At 68.4% G+C, this 18527-nt stretch carries 16 protein-coding genes; 7 read left to right on the top strand and 9 right to left on the bottom strand.

From position 1 onward, the window contains the following. Nucleotides 1-149: 149 nt before the first annotated feature. The 6 genes from V6M51_RS11290 to V6M51_RS11265 form a co-directional block, all read right to left on the bottom strand. Nucleotides 150-1394 carry a CmpA/NrtA family ABC transporter substrate-binding protein gene (locus tag V6M51_RS11290; RefSeq protein ID WP_332767216.1) on the bottom strand — a complete coding sequence of 415 codons (1245 nt, stop codon included), beginning with the start codon at nucleotides 1392-1394 and terminating at the stop codon, nucleotides 150-152. Continuing rightward, nucleotides 1391-1975, bottom strand: a complete 585-nt coding sequence (locus tag V6M51_RS11285; protein ID WP_332767214.1) for an ANTAR domain-containing response regulator — start codon at nucleotides 1973-1975, stop codon at nucleotides 1391-1393. Before V6M51_RS11285 ends, V6M51_RS11290 begins: the two co-directional genes overlap by 4 nt. A gap of 107 nt (nucleotides 1976-2082) precedes the next feature. Then, nucleotides 2083-2547 carry an Lrp/AsnC family transcriptional regulator gene (locus tag V6M51_RS11280; RefSeq protein WP_332767212.1) on the bottom strand — a complete coding sequence of 155 codons (465 nt, stop codon included), beginning with the start codon at nucleotides 2545-2547 and terminating at the stop codon, nucleotides 2083-2085. 284 nt (nucleotides 2548-2831) lie between these two features. Beyond that, nucleotides 2832-5969: a TonB-dependent receptor domain-containing protein gene (locus tag V6M51_RS11275; protein WP_332767211.1), complete on the bottom strand. Its 3138-nt coding sequence runs from the start codon at nucleotides 5967-5969 to the stop codon at nucleotides 2832-2834. Nucleotides 5970-6236: 267 nt separating this feature from the next. Continuing rightward, nucleotides 6237-6587: a hypothetical protein gene (locus V6M51_RS11270; RefSeq protein ID WP_332767209.1), complete on the bottom strand. Its 351-nt coding sequence runs from the start codon at nucleotides 6585-6587 to the stop codon at nucleotides 6237-6239. A gap of 5 nt (nucleotides 6588-6592) precedes the next feature. Further along, the gene (locus V6M51_RS11265; protein ID WP_305761194.1) at nucleotides 6593-6817 is read right to left on the bottom strand and encodes a hypothetical protein; all 225 of its coding nucleotides are present in this window, start codon (nucleotides 6815-6817) and stop codon (nucleotides 6593-6595) included. Nucleotides 6818-6990: 173 nt separating this feature from the next. Between V6M51_RS11265 and V6M51_RS11260 the strand changes: the two genes are divergently transcribed. Beyond that, nucleotides 6991-7329, top strand: a complete 339-nt coding sequence (locus V6M51_RS11260; RefSeq protein ID WP_332767203.1) for a hypothetical protein — start codon at nucleotides 6991-6993, stop codon at nucleotides 7327-7329. Nucleotides 7330-7336: 7 nt separating this feature from the next. Here the strand turns inward: V6M51_RS11260 and V6M51_RS11255 are convergent, their stop codons facing one another. Then, nucleotides 7337-8800: an amidohydrolase gene (locus tag V6M51_RS11255; protein ID WP_332767201.1), complete on the bottom strand. Its 1464-nt coding sequence runs from the start codon at nucleotides 8798-8800 to the stop codon at nucleotides 7337-7339. A gap of 362 nt (nucleotides 8801-9162) precedes the next feature. Between V6M51_RS11255 and V6M51_RS11250 the strand changes: the two genes are divergently transcribed. The 3 genes from V6M51_RS11250 to V6M51_RS11240 all read left to right on the top strand — a co-directional run bounded on the left by V6M51_RS11250 (nucleotide 9163) and on the right by V6M51_RS11240 (nucleotide 12634). Next, nucleotides 9163-10518 (top strand): spinster family MFS transporter, encoded by a 1356-nt coding sequence (locus V6M51_RS11250; RefSeq protein ID WP_332767200.1) that lies wholly within the window; start codon nucleotides 9163-9165, stop codon nucleotides 10516-10518. Continuing rightward, nucleotides 10515-12146 carry an AMP-binding protein gene (locus tag V6M51_RS11245; protein WP_332767198.1) on the top strand — a complete coding sequence of 544 codons (1632 nt, stop codon included), beginning with the start codon at nucleotides 10515-10517 and terminating at the stop codon, nucleotides 12144-12146. The genes V6M51_RS11250 and V6M51_RS11245 overlap by 4 nt, the downstream gene beginning before the upstream one ends. 98 nt (nucleotides 12147-12244) lie before the next feature. After that, nucleotides 12245-12634, top strand: coding sequence for a nuclear transport factor 2 family protein (locus V6M51_RS11240; protein ID WP_332767196.1), 390 nt, complete (start codon nucleotides 12245-12247; stop codon nucleotides 12632-12634). Nucleotides 12635-12640: 6 nt separating this feature from the next. On the opposite strand, the gene V6M51_RS11235 is transcribed toward V6M51_RS11240, so the two are convergent. Then, entirely contained in the window at nucleotides 12641-13474 is an 834-nt protein-coding gene (locus tag V6M51_RS11235) for an SDR family NAD(P)-dependent oxidoreductase (protein WP_332767194.1), read from the bottom strand. 119 nt (nucleotides 13475-13593) lie between these two features. Here V6M51_RS11235 and V6M51_RS11230 point away from each other — a divergent pair, with 119 nt between their 5' ends. Next, the gene (locus V6M51_RS11230) at nucleotides 13594-14823 is read left to right on the top strand and encodes an acetyl-CoA acetyltransferase (protein ID WP_332767193.1); all 1230 of its coding nucleotides are present in this window, start codon (nucleotides 13594-13596) and stop codon (nucleotides 14821-14823) included. A 157-nt stretch (nucleotides 14824-14980) separates the two neighbouring features. Here the strand turns inward: V6M51_RS11230 and V6M51_RS11225 are convergent, their stop codons facing one another. Beyond that, nucleotides 14981-16003, bottom strand: a complete 1023-nt coding sequence (locus V6M51_RS11225; RefSeq protein ID WP_332767192.1) for an NAD(P)H-dependent amine dehydrogenase family protein — start codon at nucleotides 16001-16003, stop codon at nucleotides 14981-14983. Nucleotides 16004-16113: 110 nt separating this feature from the next. Between V6M51_RS11225 and V6M51_RS11220 the strand changes: the two genes are divergently transcribed. Then, on the top strand, nucleotides 16114-17265 hold the full coding sequence (locus V6M51_RS11220; RefSeq protein ID WP_332767190.1) for an acyl-CoA thiolase: 1152 nt from the start codon (nucleotides 16114-16116) through the stop codon (nucleotides 17263-17265). Between the two features lie 36 nt (nucleotides 17266-17301). Beyond that, nucleotides 17302-18489 carry an acyl-CoA dehydrogenase family protein gene (locus tag V6M51_RS11215; protein WP_332767189.1) on the top strand — a complete coding sequence of 396 codons (1188 nt, stop codon included), beginning with the start codon at nucleotides 17302-17304 and terminating at the stop codon, nucleotides 18487-18489. Nucleotides 18490-18527 lie beyond the last annotated feature (38 nt).

Here is an 18527-nt window from a genome sequence, read left to right as displayed (position 1 = left end):
TGTCGCCCTCAGGCCGCCACGGTGGCTTCATGCTCGCAACTGCGAAATGGCGAGTATCGCCGTTCCGTCAGCGTCCGGACGCCTTTTGCATCAAGGATGGGCGCCATTGTGCGGTGCAGCGCACAAGGATTGTGCGTCGGACAGCCGACTCAGGACCGGAGACGGCCGATGGCGAAGCCGGCGGCGTAGCGTTCCGGTTGCGCGGCGTCGAAGCGCCCGCCGTCAAAGAACAGGTCGGGGGCCATGGGAATCGGGGCGGTGGCCTCGTCCAGGGTCCAGGCCGAGGCGTGCAGGCCCTCGACCTTCTCGTCCACCAGCGGCGCCGGCGCCCCCAGCTCGGCGGCGGCGGCGCGGAACAGGTCGGGCCGATAGACCGCTTCGGCCGTCCCGGCGATATCGGCCTCCGGTCCGATCTGGCCCCAGCGCAGCATCTGGGTGAGGAACCAGACCGCATGGCTGCGCCAGGGGAAGCTCGCCGCGTAGCGGTGATAGATAATGTAGTCTTGGTCGTCGGGGCCCGGTTCGCCCAGGGCGTAGGGCGGCGCGCCGGTGAGCGAGCGGGCGACCACCTCCTCTGGCGCGTCCACATAGCGATGGTGGGCCAGTATGGCGGCCAGCTCCCCCCGGTTGCCCGGTTCGTCGGCCCAGGCCGCAGCCCCGATCAGCGCCCGCAGGGTCGCGCCCAGGGTCAGGGGATGGCGCTCGGCGAAGCTCTCGGTGACGCCGAACACCTTGTCCGGCCCCACGCCCCAGAGCTCGGCGGCGTAGACCATGATCTCACCATGGCCGTCGGCGACCGCCTGGGCGTTCCAGGGCGCCCCGACGCAGAAGCCATCGATATCGCCGGCCGCCAGGCGCGCGGTCATCCGCGCGGGCGGCGTCACCACGATGCGCAGGTCGCGATCGGGATCGACGCCGGCCTCCGCCAGCCAATAGCGCAGCTCGTAATTGTGCACTGAGAACGGGAAGACCACGGCGAAGGTCAGCGGCGGCAGGCCCTGGGCCTTGCGCGCGGCGATGACCGTGGCCAGCGGCCGGGCGGTGCGGGGCCGCAGTTGCATGCCCTGGGGCTCGGCCGCGCGCATGGCGTCGGCCAGGGCGGTCGAGACGGTGATCGCGCTGCCGTTCAGGTTCAGCGACATGGGCGCGATCATCCGCGCGGGTTCGCCGCAGATCCCTAGCCTCACCGCCAAGGGCATGGGCGCCAGCATGTGGGCGCCGTCCAGCGCGCCCATGGCCACCTTGTCGCGGATATTGGCCCAGGAGGCCTCGCGCGACAGGTCCACGGAAAGTCCCTCGCTCTCGAAGAACCCCTTCTCGCGGGCGACCACCAGCGGCGCGCAGTCGTTCAGTGCGATGAAGCCCAGCCGTAGCTGGGTCCGCTCCAGGCTCATGACCCGTCTCCCTTCAAGACGCCCGCGAAGGTGAGCAGGTCGTTGGCCACCGCCCCGATAGGCCGACCGGTGTCCATGGCGAGCTTGCGCAACAGGCTGTAGGCCTGGTCCTCGTCGATGCCGCGCTCCTTCATCAGGAGGCCCTTGGCGCGCTCGACGGACTTGCGCGAAGCCAGGTCGGCCTTGGCCTTGTCGAGATCCGTGCGCAGTTTCTGCATCAGCTCGAAGCGGCTCATGGCCACCTCCAGCACCGAACGCACCCGTCCCGCCGAGAGCCCGTCCACCACATAGGCCGCGACCCCTGCCTCCACCGCCGCCTCCGCCAGGCCGGGCGTGGAGCGGTCCACGAACATCACCACCGGCCGCGGGTTCTCGGAGCTCGCCTCGCGCAGGCTTTCCAGGGTGTCGCGGTCGGGACTATCGCAGGCGATGACGATCACATCGGGAGCGAAGGACGGCAGCTCGCCCTCGATGGCCTCGAAGCTGGAGGCGCGGCGCACCTCCAGCGGGCGGACATCCGCCAGCCCTTCGGCGACCAGCGCCGCCCGCGCCTCGTCCGGATCTATGATGATGACCTTCATTCGCCGCCACCCGGCGGCCAGGGGGCTCGCGCGATCAACCCGATTCTGCGTTGAACACGAAAGCATCATCTCGGCGCCTGGAAATTAGGCGCCGGCCTGGCGGGACCCTAGAGCGGGATCTTGGCGCCGAACTTCACCCGGCGGCGGACGAAGATGGTCTCGTAGCGGCTGACCGAGGGATGGTCGCCGATATGGGTGTCGGCGAAGTGGTTGAAGCTCTCGATGCCGTCGAACATGCCGATGCACATGAGCTCGTAGGCGCCGGCGATCTCCATGATCACCTGGACCTGCGCCGACTTGCCGAGGAAGGCGCGGAACTCGGCCACAGACTGCGGCTTCTGTTGGACCAGCTGGATGAGCAGCACCACGGAGAGCTGCTCGCCGGCCACCTTCGGGTTGACCACCGAGACGTCGGCGGTGATCACGCCGCTGTTGCGGTAGTTGCGGATGCGCCGCTGGATCGCCGATGGCGACAGGGGCACGCGGTCGGCCAGGTCGTGGGCCGTCATCTGATTGGAGTCCTGGAGCGCGGACAGGATCTGAAGATCCAGCCTATCAAGATTGGGCGTCATCCAACGCTAAGCCCCATGACCAACATCGGCATCGTTACCAAGACGAATGTCATAGTCATGTCTACGCGCTCCTGAACGCTGACATGTGACCCGCTTCGCCGCCTTTTCGCCAATTAATTTCTAGACAGATTCCGATGCTTACTTATGTAACCTATATGATACGTGGACTTCCATTACAGTATCTTGTTACGTCGACGGAACATTCCTTTCTGTTCTGTAATTTTCCAGACATGCGAAAGGGGCGGCGAATGGCTTCGCCGCCCCTCCCGTGGTGCTTCCGGCTTCTAGAAGCGGAGCTTGATCTGTCCGAAGGCGCGGCGGCCGATCACGTCATAGGTGGACGGGTCGGTGCCGGACTGGACGTTCGGCGCGTACAGGCGCGGCTGCTGGTCGGCCACGTTGTTCACACCAAGCTTGATCTCGACGTTGTCGGTGACGCCCCAGGTGGCGTCCAGGTCGATATAGTAGGTCGCCGAGACGTTGGAGGGGACGCTGGCCGTGCCGAGGAAGGTCTCGCCCTCGTACTGCCGGAACTGGCGGTTCTCCATGGCGTCGATGTAGCGGACCCGGGCGCCGAAGCTGAGATCCTCGGTGGTGTAGCCCATCATGCCGATCTGACCGAGGTCCCAACGGGCGTTGAAGGTGGCCTTCCACTCGGGGAAGCTCGTGCCCAGGCCGGCGCCGAAATAGGAGATGGTGCCGGTATAGTCGACCGGCGGCAGCCCAGTGCGGTCAGCCTGCTTGTATTCCAGCACATGGGTCAGCAGCAGGTTGGCCTGGAACGACCCCATCCAGTCCGGAGCGCCGAACCATTCCCAGTCGAAGCCGTAGTCGATCTGGAAGTCGAGGCCGGAGGTCTTTATGACGCCTCCGTTCTCGAACGGCCACGGGCTGTTGCCGGGCAGCAGCGGGTTGCGGATCGTCGAGTTGGTGAGGTTGCCGCCGGTCCGCGCGATGCCGGCGCAGTAGAGATTGGTGTTCGAGTAGCTCGGATTGGCGCCGTTGTAGTTGAAGCAGGACGAGATCGCCGTGTTGGTGTCGAAGATGATGATCGGGTCCGAGATCTCGATATTGTAGTAGTCGACGCTGCCGCGCAGGCGGCTCGTCCACTGGCCCTCCCAAGGCGAGGAGAGCGCGATGCCGACGGTGTAGGTGTCGGCCTTTTCGGGATCGAGAGCGAGACTGCCCGACAGGTTGATATTGGCCTGCGAGCCGGGCGCGGTGGTGGCGCCGGTGGCCGGTACGCCCTGGGCCGCGCAGAGGCCGCGCAGGGTGCCCGGACCCGTTCCCGACGCCTTCCAGGCGTTGGTGAAGGCCGAGCAAGGATCGAAGATCTGCGGCGCGGAGGCCGTACCCACGAACAGTTCGGCGAAGTTCGGCTCACGAACGGCGCGCTGGTACGAGGCGCGTAGCCGGGCCCAGTCGTTGGCCTTCCAGTTCAGCTCGGCCTTATAGGTGGCCGAGCCGCGGTTCTCGGTGCGCCGGCCGGTGAGCAGGTCCTCGAACTGCGCCCAGGAGTAACGGAAGCCCAGGCCGACCTCGAGGCTCTCGATATAGGGCATGTCCTTGACGATCGGGATGATCGTCTCGCCGAAGATGTCGTTGAAGGCGCTGCTGCCGGCCTCGGGCAGGCCGACGGTGAAGCCCGAGAACGGACCTGGGTTGGACAGGAAGCGCAGGTTGTACTCGATACCGCGATGTTCGGCGCCGAGGACGATGGGCACGGCGCCGGCCGGCAGTTCGAACAGATCGCCGCTGATGAAGAACTGACCGATGGTCTGCTCGTACTGCTCGCGCCGGGTGACCGGCGATTCCAGGGCCGTGCGGCAGGTGCTGGACAGCGGGCGGTCGCCGAAGAAGTTCTGCGTGGCGCAGGCGCCGTTGGAGCCGGCCGGGTTCTGGGTCGGGTGAGCCAGGATGTCGGTCAGCAGCTGGGTGTTGATGTTGCCGAACTGGGTCCGGTCGATCTCGGTGCGGCCCTGGCTGATATAGGCCTCGCCCTTGAAGTTCTCGCCGATCGGGAACTTCACGCCGGCCATGTACTGGACGACGGTGTTCTGGAATTGCGAGATCCGCGCCCCGAAGCCGAGCGGCCGGAAGGCGAACAGGAAGGGTTCGGTGGCGCCCGAGCCCACCAGCAGCGGGTCGTCGCCAGTACGGGCGGCCAGCAGGGTCTTCAGGTCGTTGGGGATGAACGGGTTGGTGACCGGCACCACCAGGTTCGCGCCGATGTTCTGGCCCGGGGTGACGAGAGCCGAGGCCACCTGCAGGTTGGTGGCCGTCCCGATCGCGGCGGTGGCGACGGTCGGGACCGGGGTCGGCGCCAGGGCTTGGTTGGCGGTGTACTCGGTCCACCCTGCCTGGGCGAAGACCTCGACGCCGTTGTCGAACTCATAGTTCAACTTGGTCATGAACGAGTAACGATCCAGGGGGAGCGTCAGCAGGTTCGGAGCGTCGAAATTGTAGCTGTAGAAGTCCGGGTAGAAGCGGGTGTTGACGTTGACGTCGACCGGGTACTTGAAGTTCTGAACCTGCAGGGTCGGGTTGTTACCCACGCCGCCATAGAACAGGGTGCCGTCCAGGTTGAAGCCCAGCGAGCCGGAGCCGTTGCTCACCGCGGTCGGCGCTACGCCGTAGGTGGCGAACAGGGCCTGGACCGCCGACAGCGGGATGGCGTTGGCGGAATTGTAGCGCACCACGCCGGCCGGCGGCGTGCCGGTGGTGGAGGTGGCGAGGGCCGAGAACGGGCGCTGACCCTTGGTCACCGGCTCGCGATAGGAGCGGTCGAAGCCGAAGATGGCGTTGCCCTTGCCGTCGGCGAAGTTGCCGCCGAGCACGGCCGAGAACTGGAATTCCTTGGCGTCGTGATAGTCCGTCGAGTCGGTGTAGCCGGCCCGGAAGTCCAGGCCTTCGAAGTTGTTCTTCAGCTTGAGGTTCACGACACCGGCCACGGCGTCGGCGCCGTAGGTGGCGCCCGCACCGCCGGAGATCACCTCGATGCTGCCGATCATCGCCTGCGGGATGGTGTTGATGTCGACGGTGACCGTATTGGCCGAGATCATCGGCCGGCGGCCGTCCACCAGGACCAGGTTGCGATTGGAGCCGAGGCCGCGCAGGTCGACATTGGCCTGGCCGGCGTTGCCGGGGTTGTTGGAGGTCGTGGTGCCCGCCGGGCTCACCTGCGGCAGGGTGTTCAGGTAGGTGTCGAGGGTGATGTCGGCGTTGGCGGTGGCCTGTTCGCCGGTGACAGTCGTGATCGGGCTGGCGGCCACGAAGTCCTGGCGGACGATACGCGAGCCGGTGACCACGACCTCTTGGACTTCCTCCTGGGCGTAGGCCGCCGTCGCTGAGAAAGCCGCGAACGCCGCGCCACAGATCATGGAAGACGCCAGCAGGCGCTCCCGCATGGTTTTGATTTTCAAGGTCTGAATCCTCCAGCGGCTCGCTCGACCCCAGAGGATCGAAGGCGAGATCCGCACCCCGCGAAAAATTGCCGAACACAAGCGAGTCCGGTTACCGGTGAGTTACGCCGTGCAGGAAAATTGGGTCAACACCAGAGGAGTCTATTCGGTCGATATACTTATCTTTGTCGCGAGTTTGCAACATTCTATAGGTTTGATTATTGTAACAATATTAATTGCACACTCGCAACTACCAAGGCGCACGCGGACGCCGGCCGGCGGAGGTGCTCAGCGCGCGATGGGAATGGCTTGGCCGATGATGGCGTCGAGGCGCTCGCGCACGGCGCGGCCGTCGGCGGTGAGGTGCAGCACCCGGCCGCGGCCATCGTTGGGATTCAGGAAGGCTTCCACCAGGCCGCAGGCCGGCGCCCGCGCCCATTCCGAACCGGGCGGGCCGAAGGAGCGGACGCTGCGCGAGGCGGTCGGCTCGGTCATCCGGCTGACATAGGCCAGCTCCTGGACGCTCAGCCCCTCGTTCTCGCAGGTGTAGAGGAAGCTGACGATCTCATTGACCGTGATGGTCGGGTTGAGCGCCTTGAACAGCGACAGCGCCTCAAGCAGGGAATCGCGCGGGCGCATGGCGCTCAGCGCTCGGCGTAGTCATTCAGCCGGCCGGTGCCCAGTCCGGGCGGACGGGCGCGGACCACCGGGGTGGGACGCCGCTGCCGCCGCTCACGCATGGCCAGGGTGGCCTCGGGATAGGAAGCGCGGACCAACCGCAGCATGTCCTCGAGCCGCTTCTGGTGATCGGCGGCCTCGACGAAATCCTCGACGTTCAGCTCGACCGAAATCTGTCCCCAGAGCTTCATGCGCCACTCCAATGCCATTACTCGACGGTTGCTAATTGTAGGCGCCGCCGCATGCACTTTTGGAGCGTTCCGACCTCGCCGGACGCCGCGCCGCGGCAATTCACACCTGCAGATTGCACGCTGCGAGCGCCGGAACCGGGGCATTTGTAACTGTTGACTGACGGGGAGGCGACGTGCGCCGTCGAAGCGCGATCCTGGAAGCCGTGGAGCTGCTGCGCGAGGCCGCGGCAACCCTGACGCTCGCCCAGATCATCACCTTCCTGCACATCGCCGACGAGGACGAGGCGGTCCCGATGACCGACCTTCAGCGGCGGGCCGAGACGAGCGCGGTCCAGACCTGGCGCAACATCCAGGCCCTCACGACCCTGGGGCTCGTCCACGTGGTGCGCTGGAAGATGGGCTCGGTCACCGCGGCCGAACTCAGCCTGGCCGGGCAGGATCTCGCCGCCAGGCTCGACGCCATGATCCGCGAGGCCAGCCCCATCGCCGCCCCGGCCAGCGTGGCGGCCTGAGCCTCCCCTACTCCACGCCGGCGGCGTTGCGGCGGTAGTCCAGCGGCGGCGGGCGGTCGCCGACCATGGCCTTGTAGACAAAGTCCGAACCGCGCTTGGCCTCGAGCTCGCCCTGGGCCTTGGTCAGCAGCTCCGGTTCGCGGAACAGGGCGGCGGCGGCGAGCGCCAGGGTCTTGGAGGCGACAACCCCGCCCTTGGCCGCGATGCTGGTGCCGCCGGCCGCCACCGCCTGCCAGCTGTGCGCCGGGGTGCCGGGCACCCAGGTGGCCGTGCCCAGGCCCGCGGTCGGGGTGACCCAGCTCACATCGGCCACGTCGGTGGAACCGCCGGCCCCGCCACCGACGCTGTAGGGCTGGATGGTCCCGACGCTGGCCAGGGTCGCCTGGTTGGGCGGCAGCTGCTTGGCCATGGCCTCGCCGAACGCCTGCTCCTTGGCGTCCCAGCTGATCCCGCCGACCTGGCGCAGGGCGGCGTCCATCACACGGCCCAGGGTGTCGTTGGGCAGCATGTTGTAGACGCCGCCGGTCTGCTCGAACTCGACCTTGGTCTCGGTGGCCAGCGCCGCCCCGTCGGCGGCCTTCTTCAGCCGTGCGACCACGTCGCCGACCACCTGCGGATCGGCGTGGCGGACATAGTAATAGACCTCGGCCTTGTCGGGCACGACGTTCGGCGCCTTGCCGCCCTCGGTGATGGCGTAGTGGATGCGGGTCCCGTCGGGGATGTGCTCGCGCATCATGTTGACGGCGACGTTCATCACCTCGACCCCGTCCAGGGCCGAGCGGCCCCGCCAGGGCGCCGCCGAGGCGTGGGCCGCCGCGCCGGTGAAGCGGAACTTGCCGCTGACGTTGGCCAGGGACACGCTTTGCGAGGCGCTGTTCTCGCTGGAGGGATGCCAGTGCAGGGTGGCGGTCACGTCCTTGAACAGGCCGGCGCGCACCATATAGACCTTGCCCGAGCCGCCCTCCTCGGCTGGCGCGCCGTAGACCCGGATCTCGCCGGATATCTTGTTGGCGACCATCCAGTCCTTGAGCGCCTGGGCCGCGGCCACCGAGGCCGCGCCAAAGATGTGGTGGCCGCAGGCGTGGCCCGCCTCCTGGCCGGCGATGGGCGAGCGGGCTGGATCGGCGGTCTGGGCCATGCCCGGCAGGGCGTCGAACTCGGCCAGGATGGCGATCACCGGACCGGGACCGGTCTTGAAGCTGGCGACAAAGGCGGTGGGCATGCCGGCCACCCCGGCCTCGACCTTGAAGCCCGACTTCTTGAGCTCGCCCTGCAACAGGGTCGAGCTCCTAGTCTCCTGGTAGCCGACCTCGGCGAAGCCCCAGATCGCGCGGGCCACCTCGGCGGTGCGCGGGGCGCTCTTGTCGACCGCGCCGAGGATTGACTGCCGTTCCGCCGCGGTGAGCTCCGCCGCCTGGGCGAGACCGCCCACGAGGGCGAGGGCCAGTCCGATACCGAGTGAATGCCGCATAGGCCTGCCTCCCGAGCGTCCGGCGCGTCAAACGCAACAGGGAGAGGCGCCGCGCCGTCGCCACCCCTCCGATCCAACTCAGAACGTCTCGCGGACGCTGACCTACCAGTAGCGGCTATAGAACCGGTGGAGGGCGCCCAGCAAGCCGCCGCCGGTGATGATCGCCCCGACGGCCGCTAGACCTTCACCAGCTCGGCGGCCTGATGCGTCGCAATTCGCAGAACGCCGGCCCGCGACACACCAGGAGGGCGCCCCAAAGTGGCGCGTCCGACGCCGCTCCGCACAGACTTGCATTTTAAAACTATCCGAGAGAACGTCGGGCAAGGCTGCATGGACGGCCGAGGTCAGGGAGACGGTCTTCCATGCAACAGATGCTGCGCGATCCCGTGGCGGCGGCCCTGGCCCCCGCCTCGGCCTGGCCGCATCCGTCGCGCGCCTGGATCACCGTCTTCGTCTTGATGGCCGCCTACGCCACGGCTTTCGTCGACCGCCAGATCCTCACCCTTCTGGTCGAGCCGGTGCGCCGCGACCTGGCGATCACCGACACCCAGTTCAGCCTGCTGAGCGGTCTGGCCTTCACCCTGTTCTACACCCTGATGGGCATACCCCTGGCCTGGGCAGCCGACCGCGGGTCACGGCGCAACCTGATCATGCTGAGCGTCGCGGTCTGGACCGCCATGACCGCCGCCTGCGGCATGGCGGGCAGCTTCATGACCCTCTTCCTGGCCCGGATCGGGGTCGGCGTCGGCGAGGCGGGCCTGTCGCCCGCGGCCTATTCCCTGATCGCCGACAGCTTCCCACCCGCCCGGCGCGCCCGGGCCATGGGGGTCTACGCCATGGGCTCGATCATGGGTGTCGGTCTGGCCCTGATCATCGGCGGAGCGGTTGTCCAGTGGGCGCTGTCGGCGCCGCCCATCGTGCTGCCGCTGGTGGGCGCGCTGCGCAGCTGGCAGGTGGCCTTCATGGCGGTGAGCCTGCCCGGGCCGGTCCTGGTCCTGGCCATGAGCCTGCTGCGCGAGCCGGCCCGCCAGGGGGTCTCGGTCGCCGCCAAGGCGCCGGCCGAGCCGCTCGGTCCGTTCCTGCGCCGGCAGTGGCTGGCCTTCTCCCTGCTGTCGGTCGGCTATTCCCTCGTGGGCGTGGCCATCGCCGCCTACCTCACCTGGGCGCCGGCCTTCCTGATCCGCGCCCACGGCTGGGAAGTCGGCCAGGTCGGGGCGGTGCTCGGCTCGATCCTGCTGGTGGGCAGCACCAGCGGCATCCTGGCCGGCGGGTGGTGGGCTGACCGCCTCGCGCAGGCGGGCCGCAAGGATGCGGTGCTTCGCGTGGCGATGATCGGCGCCGCGCTGTCCTTCCCCTTCGCCGTGGCCGCCCCCTTCGCGCCGGACGGCGTCACCGCCGCCATCCTGCTCGCCCTGGCGTTCACCGCCTTCGGCCTGCCCCAGGGGCTGCCGGCGGTCTCGTTCCAGGCCATCGCCCCAAACCGCCTGCGGGCTCGGGTGATGGCGTTCTACCTGCTGATCGGCAACCTGGTGGCCTTCACCATGGGCCCGACCGCCGTCGCCCTGATCAGCGACAATTGGCTGCGCGACCCCGCCAAGATCGGGGTGGCGGTGGCCATCGTCACCGCCGTTGTCCTGCCGCTCGGCATCGTCGCGCTGGCCGCGGCGCGCAAGCCCTACATCCGTGCGGTCGAGGCGGCCGAGGCAGAACACTCATGACGCAATCCCACCCCATCTGGTTCGACGCCGCAAAGCCCCCGACCGCGGACGACTGCGTCGTCGCCCGGCTGATCGACCGCCACGCCGCGGCCATGCCGGACAAGGTCTTCATTCGCTTCGAGAGCGGCGAGGAATGGACCTGGGCCCAGACCCGCGACATCGCGCTGAAGACCGCCGCGGCGCTGCAGGCGCGCGGGGTGAAGCCCGGCGACATCGTGGCCGCCTGGGCGCCCAATTCCGCGGCCCTGACCCGGGCCTGGTTCGGGGCCAACTATGCCGGAGCCGCGCTCGCCCCCATCAATACCAGCTTCCGGGGCCGGCTTCTGGAGCACGCGCTCGGCAAGACCGGAGCGAAGCTGCTGGTCGTCCATCCGGAACTGGCCGGCCGGCTCACGGGCCTGACCCTGGGCGCCCTGGAGCGGGTGATCCTCACCGGCCCGCGGCCCAACGACCTCAGCCTGCCCCTGGAGATCGAGCCTTCCGCCGCCCTCGACGGCGACGCCGGAGCGGCGGAAATCCCGGAAGTGCAGCCCTGGGACACCCCCGTGATCATCTTCACCTCCGGCACCACCGGACCGTCCAAGGCGGTGGTGACCTCCTACATCCAGGAATGGACCACCGCGCGGGTCACCTATGGCTACATGACCGCCGAGGACCGGATGCTGGTCAACCTGCCGATGTTCCATGTGGGCGGAATCAGCGGGATCGTGGCGGCGCTCGCCTGCGGCGGCTCGGTGGCCCTGTTCGAGGCCTTCGACACCCGGAAGTTCTGGAGCCTGGTCCGCGAGACCGGATCGACCACCTGCTCGGGCTTCATCGGTGCGCTCACCACCTTCCTGCACAAGGAGCCGGAGCGGCCCGACGATCGGGACAATCCCCTGCGGATCTGCACCCTGTCGCCGGTCTCCGAGGAGACGGTGGCCTTGGCCAAGCGATTCGGCTTCGACTACGTCTCGGGCTTCAACATGACCGAGGTCTCCGCGCCGCTAATCACCGAGGTCAACGAGACGACCATGCGCAGCTGCGGCCGGCCGCGCGCCGGGGTCCAGTGCCGCATCGTCGACGCCAACGACAACGCCGTCCCCAATGGCGAGGTCGGCGAGCTGGTGATCCGCACCGACCGGCCCTGGGAGCTGTTCAAGGAATATCTGGGCGATCCCGAAGCCACGGCTCGGGCCTGGCGCAACGGCTGGTTCCACACCGGCGACCTGCTGCGGCGCGATGACGACGGGCGGTTCTACTTCGTGGACCGCAAGAAGGACGCCATCCGCCGGCGCGGCGAGAACATGTCCTCGCTGGAGATCGAGATCGAGGTCGCCGCCTACGACGCCGTGCGCGAGGTGGCCGCCTATGGCGTCGACCTACCGGGCGGCGAGCAGGAGGTGATGGTCTGCGTTTCGCCCAAGGAAGGCGCGGTCATCGATCCCCAGGCGATGATCGAGTTCCTGATCCCCCGAATGGCGCACTTCATGGTGCCGCGTTTCGTACGCCTGGCGCCGGAGCTGCCCAAGACCCCCACCAACAAGATCCAGAAGGTGGAGTTGCGCCAGCAAGGGGTCACCGCCGACACCTGGGACCGCGAAGCCGCCGGCATCCGGTTGAAGCGCGAGAAATTGACGAGCGACTAGGAGTGGTCTCGACAGTCTGCATCTCGCGTCCAGCGTTACTTGCATAAACAGACTTACCGCAATAGGCTCATCGGAAGGGAAGCAGGAAAGGTACGCTCGTGAGCCAGACCAAGCCCGAGGCCAAGATCGACGTCATCCGCCGCCTGCAGCAGGCCATCGCGGCCAAGGACAAGGGCGCCTTCCTCGACTTCTTCGCGCCGGAGGTGGAGTACCACTACCACGTCGGCACCCGCCCCCTGATGGGCCGCGACTGGGTTGAGAAGTTCATCACCAAGTACTGGGCCGACAATTCCGCCTCGACCTGGGTGATCGAGCGCCACGCCGAGACCGAGACCCACCTCTTCACCGAGGGACGCGAGGAATATGTCAACGCCAGCGGCCAGACGGTGACCCACCCCTATATGGGCGTCATCGCGTTCAAGCCCGACGGCAAGATCGTCGGCTGGCGCGACTACTTCCAGATGGCCGACCCGAACGCCACGCACTGAGGCGGGTCAACTCGTGCGCTCGACGTGGGGCGTCCAGGGCGCGGCGGCGTCACGGTGATCGGTGCTGAACCAGCGGGGATAGCCGTGCAGGGTCTGGCCGCCATCGATCAACAAGGTCGTGCCGGTGACATAGGAGGCCGCGTCGCTGCACAGAAAGGCCGCGGCCTGGGCCACGTCGTCGGGCAGGCCCGCCCGGCCGAGCGGCGTCGCCGCGGTCAGGGTTTCGCGTACGCCCTCCACCGCCATCAGGCTCTCGGTCATCGGCGTGTCGATGACGCCTGGCAGGACCGCATTGACCCGGATTCGGTGGGCGCCGAGCTCCGAGGCCAGGATCTTGACCAGCATGACCAGGCCCGCCTTCGAGGCGCAGTAGGCCGAGAGCATGTCGGTCGGGAAGACCGCGCCGGACGAGGCGTTCATCACCACCGCCCCGCCCCGGCCCCCGGCGATCATCCGCTTCGCCGCGGCCTGGACCACCAGGAAGGTCCCGGTCAGGTTGATGTCCATGTGCCGCTTCCACTCGCGGGCGTCGACATCCATGGCGGCGCGATAGCGGCCATAGCCGGCGTTGGCGAAGCAGAAATCCAGGGTCCCGCCACCTACCGCGTCGACCGCCTGGAAGGCCCGCTCGATGCTCTCGGGATCACCCTGGTCATAGCCCACCGGTTCGACCTCGATCCCCTCCCCACGCCAGGTCTGACAAAGGGCTTCCAGGTCCTCGGCCCGCCGGTCCAGAGCCACGACTTTGGCCCCGCGCAGGGCGAAGGCCCGTACCGCCGCCGCGCCCATGCCGCCGGCCGCGCCGGTGACCAGTCCCGTCCGGCCTTGAAAATCGCCCATTCCCGTCTTCCCCGTCGAGGCGTCGGGGACTCATCGCCCCGCTCGCCAGCTTGCATTAGCGTACTAATATCGTAGGGTGCCGGCCAGGTCACGGCGCACGGCATTGGAAGGCGAGACACATGGCGATCTATCTCCTGGGCGGCCATCAGACGGACTTCGCCCGCGCCTGGTCGCGCGAGGGGCTCGACATCTCGGACATGCTGCGCGACGGCATCCTGGGCGCGCTCTCGGCCTGCAAGCTCGACGCCTCGGACGTCGACGCGGTCCATGTGGGCAACGCCTTCGGCGAGCTCTATCGCGGCCAGGGACACCTCGCCGCCATGGTCGCTCAGGTCGTGCCTGAACTGCACGGGGTCCCGGCCATGCGCCACGAGGCGGCCTGCGCCTCCAGCTCCGTCGCCGTCCTGGCCGCCACCGCGGAGATCGAGGCCGGACGCTATGATTGCGTGCTGATCGCCGGGGTCGAGGAAGAGAAGAACCTGCCGGGCGACGAGGCCTCCAGGGTGCAGAACGCCGCCTCCTGGCAGGGCCGCGAAGGGATCGACTGCCGCTTCATGTGGCCCGCCGTGTTCGGGCGCCTGTCGCAGGAATATGGTGAGCGCTACGGCCTCGACCGGCGCTACCTCAACCGCATCGCCGAGATCAACCTCGGCAACGCCAAGCGCAATCCCAACGCACAGACCCGCAAGTGGGCCTTTGGACCCGAGGCCTTCACCGACGACGACGAGGCCAATCCGATCATCGAGCCGGGCACGCGCCGCCAGGACTGCGGCCAGATCACCGACGGCGCCTGCGCCATCGTCCTGTGCTCGGAGCGGTTCATGGAGCGCTATGCCGCCCGGCGCGGGGTGAAAGCCGCCGACTTCCCGCAGATCCTCGGCTGGGGCCACACCAATGCCGGCATCCGCTTCCTGGACAAGATCGAGCGCAGCCGCGGCGAGGACTACATCTTCCCCCATGTGCGCAAGGCGGTCACCGACGCCCAGGGCCGCGCCGGGATCGCGGGCACATCGGCCCTGGACGGCGTCGAGACCCACGACTGTTTCACCTCCACCGAGTACATGGCCATCGACCACTTCGGCCTGACCGCCCCCGGCCAGAGCTGGCGGGCGGTGGAGGACGGGACCATCGAGCTGGGCGGCAAGTGCCCGGTGAACGCCGGCGGCGGCCTGATCGGCATCGGCCACCCGGTGGGCGCCACGGGCGCGCGAATGCTGCTGGACGCCGGACGCCAGGTGACCGGCACGGCCGGCGACTACCAGGTCGAGGGCGCGCGCACCTACCAGACCCTCAACATAGGCGGGTCGCTCGGCACCGTGGTCAGCTTCGTGGTGGGCGTGCGGGGCTAGTGTCCCGATTCCGAAGTTCGCCAGCGCTCGTGGAGGGCTCCGACGAACTTCGGAAGCGATGAGGACACTAGCAAGTCTATGTCTCTAGTGTGCTTCTTGGATTTGAAGTTCGCTCCGGAGCCTGACCGATAAGCGGGCGAACTTCAAATCCAGCACACTAGCCCCGATACAGCCCCGGCGGCGCGGCGCAAACCTTGCGGATCGCGCCCAGCACCATCCCCGCCACCGCATACTGTTCCGGCCTGGTCCGCGCGCCCTCGTCCGGCCCCTCGGTGAGGTCCATGGCCAGGCGCAGGCCAGGTTGGCCCTCAATGATCACTTCCCAATGCGGCCTGCCGGCGAATGCCGGGAGCTCGGTGTCCATCGTCCAGTTGACCGCGTGGGTGATGCGGCGCTCGCCCGCGACCAGCCCATGCACCCGCCAGGTGGTGGCCGCCACGCGGCCGGCCGCGATGATCCCCGCCCGCACCTGCATCTCATGCGGGGCGAGGGTGAGCGCGTGGTCGGGTTCTATGGCGTCCAGGCTCAGGCCCAGCTTTTCGGCCAGGGCCGCCACCGGCTGGCTGAACATCCTGGTGAAGGTCCGCGCCATCGGCCCGTCCACGAGGTCGACATCGGCGGGGTCGGCGCCCATGCCCAGGGCTCCGAACACATAGGCCGGGTTGGGGATGCTCGAGCAGTCCACCACTTCGCTGACGCTGACCCGGTCCAGGCGCAGACAGACGCCGGCGGCGGCGGCGGCCACCTGCTCGGCAGCCCAGCCAGGGTTGACCCCGACCCCGGCCAGGGTGACTCCCGCCTTTCGCGCGCTGGACTCCAGCTCTTCCGCATAGGCTCGACCCAGGGCTTCGGGGTGGAAGTAGTTGTTGATCGAGATCACGTTCTTGCCGGACTCCAGCAGCCGGCGGACCTCGTCGTCCTGCGCCTCATAGGGGCTGGGCAGCATGGGACAGTGCAGGACCACATCGGCGTCCAGGGCCAGGATCTCGTCGATGGAACTGGTCGCCCGCACGCCGGTCGCGGGCCGTCTGGCGATCTCGCCGGCGTCCAATCCGGCCTTGGCGTCGCTATAGACGAAGAGCCCGACCAACTCGAAGGCGTCGCTGTCCAGCACGGCCCTCAGGCAGGTCTTGCCCATGGATCCGGTGGCCCACTGCACGATGCGAAGCTTGCGGCTCATGGGCCCTCCCGAGGCGTTGGCGTGAACTTGCATTACAAGACTTACCGTGGCAAGCCGAAGGTCGGGGGCCGCCCGGAGCGCCGGCCGCCGCAGGGTTGGGAGGCAAGAGCTTGGACGCCTGGATCTATGACGCCGTGCGCACGCCGCGCGGCAAGGCGCGGCCGGACGGCGGCCTCGCGGCGCTGAGCCCCCAGGCCCTTGTAGGCGGGCTGGTGGACGCCCTGGAACAGCGGGGCGGGACGCCGCGCGACGCCCAGGCCCTGGTCCTGGGCTGCGTCGGCCAGATCGGCGCTCAGGGCGGCAACATCGCCCTGGTCTCCAAGCTGCACGCCGGCGTCGCCGAGGACGCCTACGCCTTCACCCTCAACAACTATTGCGTCTCGGGCCTGACCGCGATCGGCCATGTCGCGACCATGGTGGCCTCGGGCGGCGTGCGCCGCGCCCTGGCCGGCGGCGTCGAGATGATGTCCCGCGTCGGCTTCATGGGTGACCAGGCCGCCTACTACACCGACGACACCCTCCCCAAGCGCTCGCGCTACATCCCGGTGGTGCTGGCGGCCGACCGGTTGGCGGGGGCGGAGGGCGTGACCCGCGCGGCCATGGACGCCGTCACCCTCACCTCCCAAGCCCGAACCGCGGCGGCCGAGACGACGCCGGCCTTGATCGCCTCGCGCATCGCCCTGGCCGGTCTCGGCTTCGAGGAATGCGCCCGGGCCCAGACCAGCGCCGCGTCCCTGGCCGCCATGTCACCGGGCTTCGCGCCCCTGGCCAAGACCTACGCCGAGGCCCTGGACGGACCCATCGACCACCGCCTCACCCTGGCCCATGCCCCGCCGGTGGCGGACGGTGCGGGCCTGGCCCTCGTCGGCGGGGCGCCGGAACCCGGCGAGACACCGCGGGCGCGGATCCTGGCCTATGCGGAATCCGGCGGCGACCCGCACGCCTCGCTGCTGGCCGGGTTCTCGGCCATGGACAAGGCGCTGGATCGCGCCGGCCTCACCCTGGCGGACATGGACCGCGTGGAGTTCATGGAGGCCTTCGCCGTCACCATCGCCAAGTTCCTGCGTGATCGCGAGGTCGATCCCGACCGGGTGAACGTCGGCGGCGGCCATCTGGCCAAGGGGCACCCCATGGGCGCGACGGGGACCATACTACTCTCGTCCCTGCTCGACGCCCTCGACGCCGCCGATGGGCGGCTGGGCCTGGTGGTGGCCAGCGGCGCCGGCGGGGTGGGCGCGGCCATGGTGGTCGAGCGCCTTTAGTATCAATTTACAAGTTATAGAAGCTGGAGGAACGTCATGACCGCGCCGGAGAAACCCGCACTGGACTTCGACAGCCTGCGCCCACCCAGTCCCTTCCTGACGGAGCGCCATGAGGCCTGGCGCCGCCAGCTGCGCGCCTTCATCCAGACCGAGGTCGCGCCCAATCTGGACGCCTGGGACGCCGCGGCCACCTTCCCCGACGAGGTCTACACCAAGGCCGCCAAGGCCGGCGTCATGGGCATGGGCTTTTCGGAAGAGCTGGGCGGCACGGGCGAGGACATCGACCTCTATCACCGCATCATCTTCGCCGAGGAGTTCTTCCGCATGGGATCGGGCGTGGTGTTCGCCGACCTCGCCACCCACTGGATCGCCCTGCCCCCGGTCATCGCCTTCGGTCCGCCGGAGATGCGCGAGACCGTGGCCCGGCCGGTCCTCGCCGGCGAGAAGAAGATCGCCTTCGCGGTGACCGAGCCCTCAGGCGGCTCCGACGTCGGCGCCTTCCAGACCACCGCCGAGAAGCGCGGCGACCACTATGTTGTCAACGGCGGCAAGACCCTGATCTCCGGCGCGACCCGGGCCGACTTCCTGCTGACCGCCGTGCGCACCGGCGGTCCGGGGGTCGGCGGACTCTCCTTGCTGCTGATCGACGCCCACAGCCCAGGCGTCTCAAGCAAGCCGGTCAAGGGGCTCTCCTGGTACAACGGCAATAACGGCTCCCTGACCTTCGACAATGTCGAGGTCCCGGTCGGCAACCTGATCGGGATCGAGAACCGCGGCTTCGCGGGCCTGGCCAACCAGTTCAACATCGAGCGGTTCAGCGGCATCGCCGCGACGCTGGCCATGGCGCGCACCGCCATCGCCGAAGCCATAGACTGGGCCCGCCAGCGCCACACCTTCGGCCAGCGGCTGATCGACCATCAGGCCATGCGCCACAAGATCGTCGAGATGATCCAGCGCGTGAACGCCTGCTACGCCTATCTCGATATCCTGGTCTGGCGCTTCGGCCGCGGCGAGACCCCGGTGGCCGACCTGGCCATGATGAAGATCCAGGCCACCACGACCCTGGAGCATTGCGCCCGCGAGAGCCTGCAGGTGCTGGGTGGCCGGGCCTATACCGGCGACAACCGGGTCGAGCGCATCTACCGCGAGGCCCGCATCTTCGTCATCGGCGGCGGCTCCGAGGAGATCCTCCGTGACCTGGCGGGGCGGCAGCTGGGGCTCTAGCCGGCCACAATTTCTTCGCCGGAAGGCCGGCGGCGAAG

This window comes from Phenylobacterium sp. (genome assembly GCF_036677185.1).
Taxonomy (GTDB): Bacteria; Pseudomonadota; Alphaproteobacteria; order Caulobacterales; family Caulobacteraceae; genus Phenylobacterium.
The sequence above is the reverse complement of the archived record's forward strand: the minus strand, read 5'-3'. Positions and strand labels throughout refer to the sequence as shown.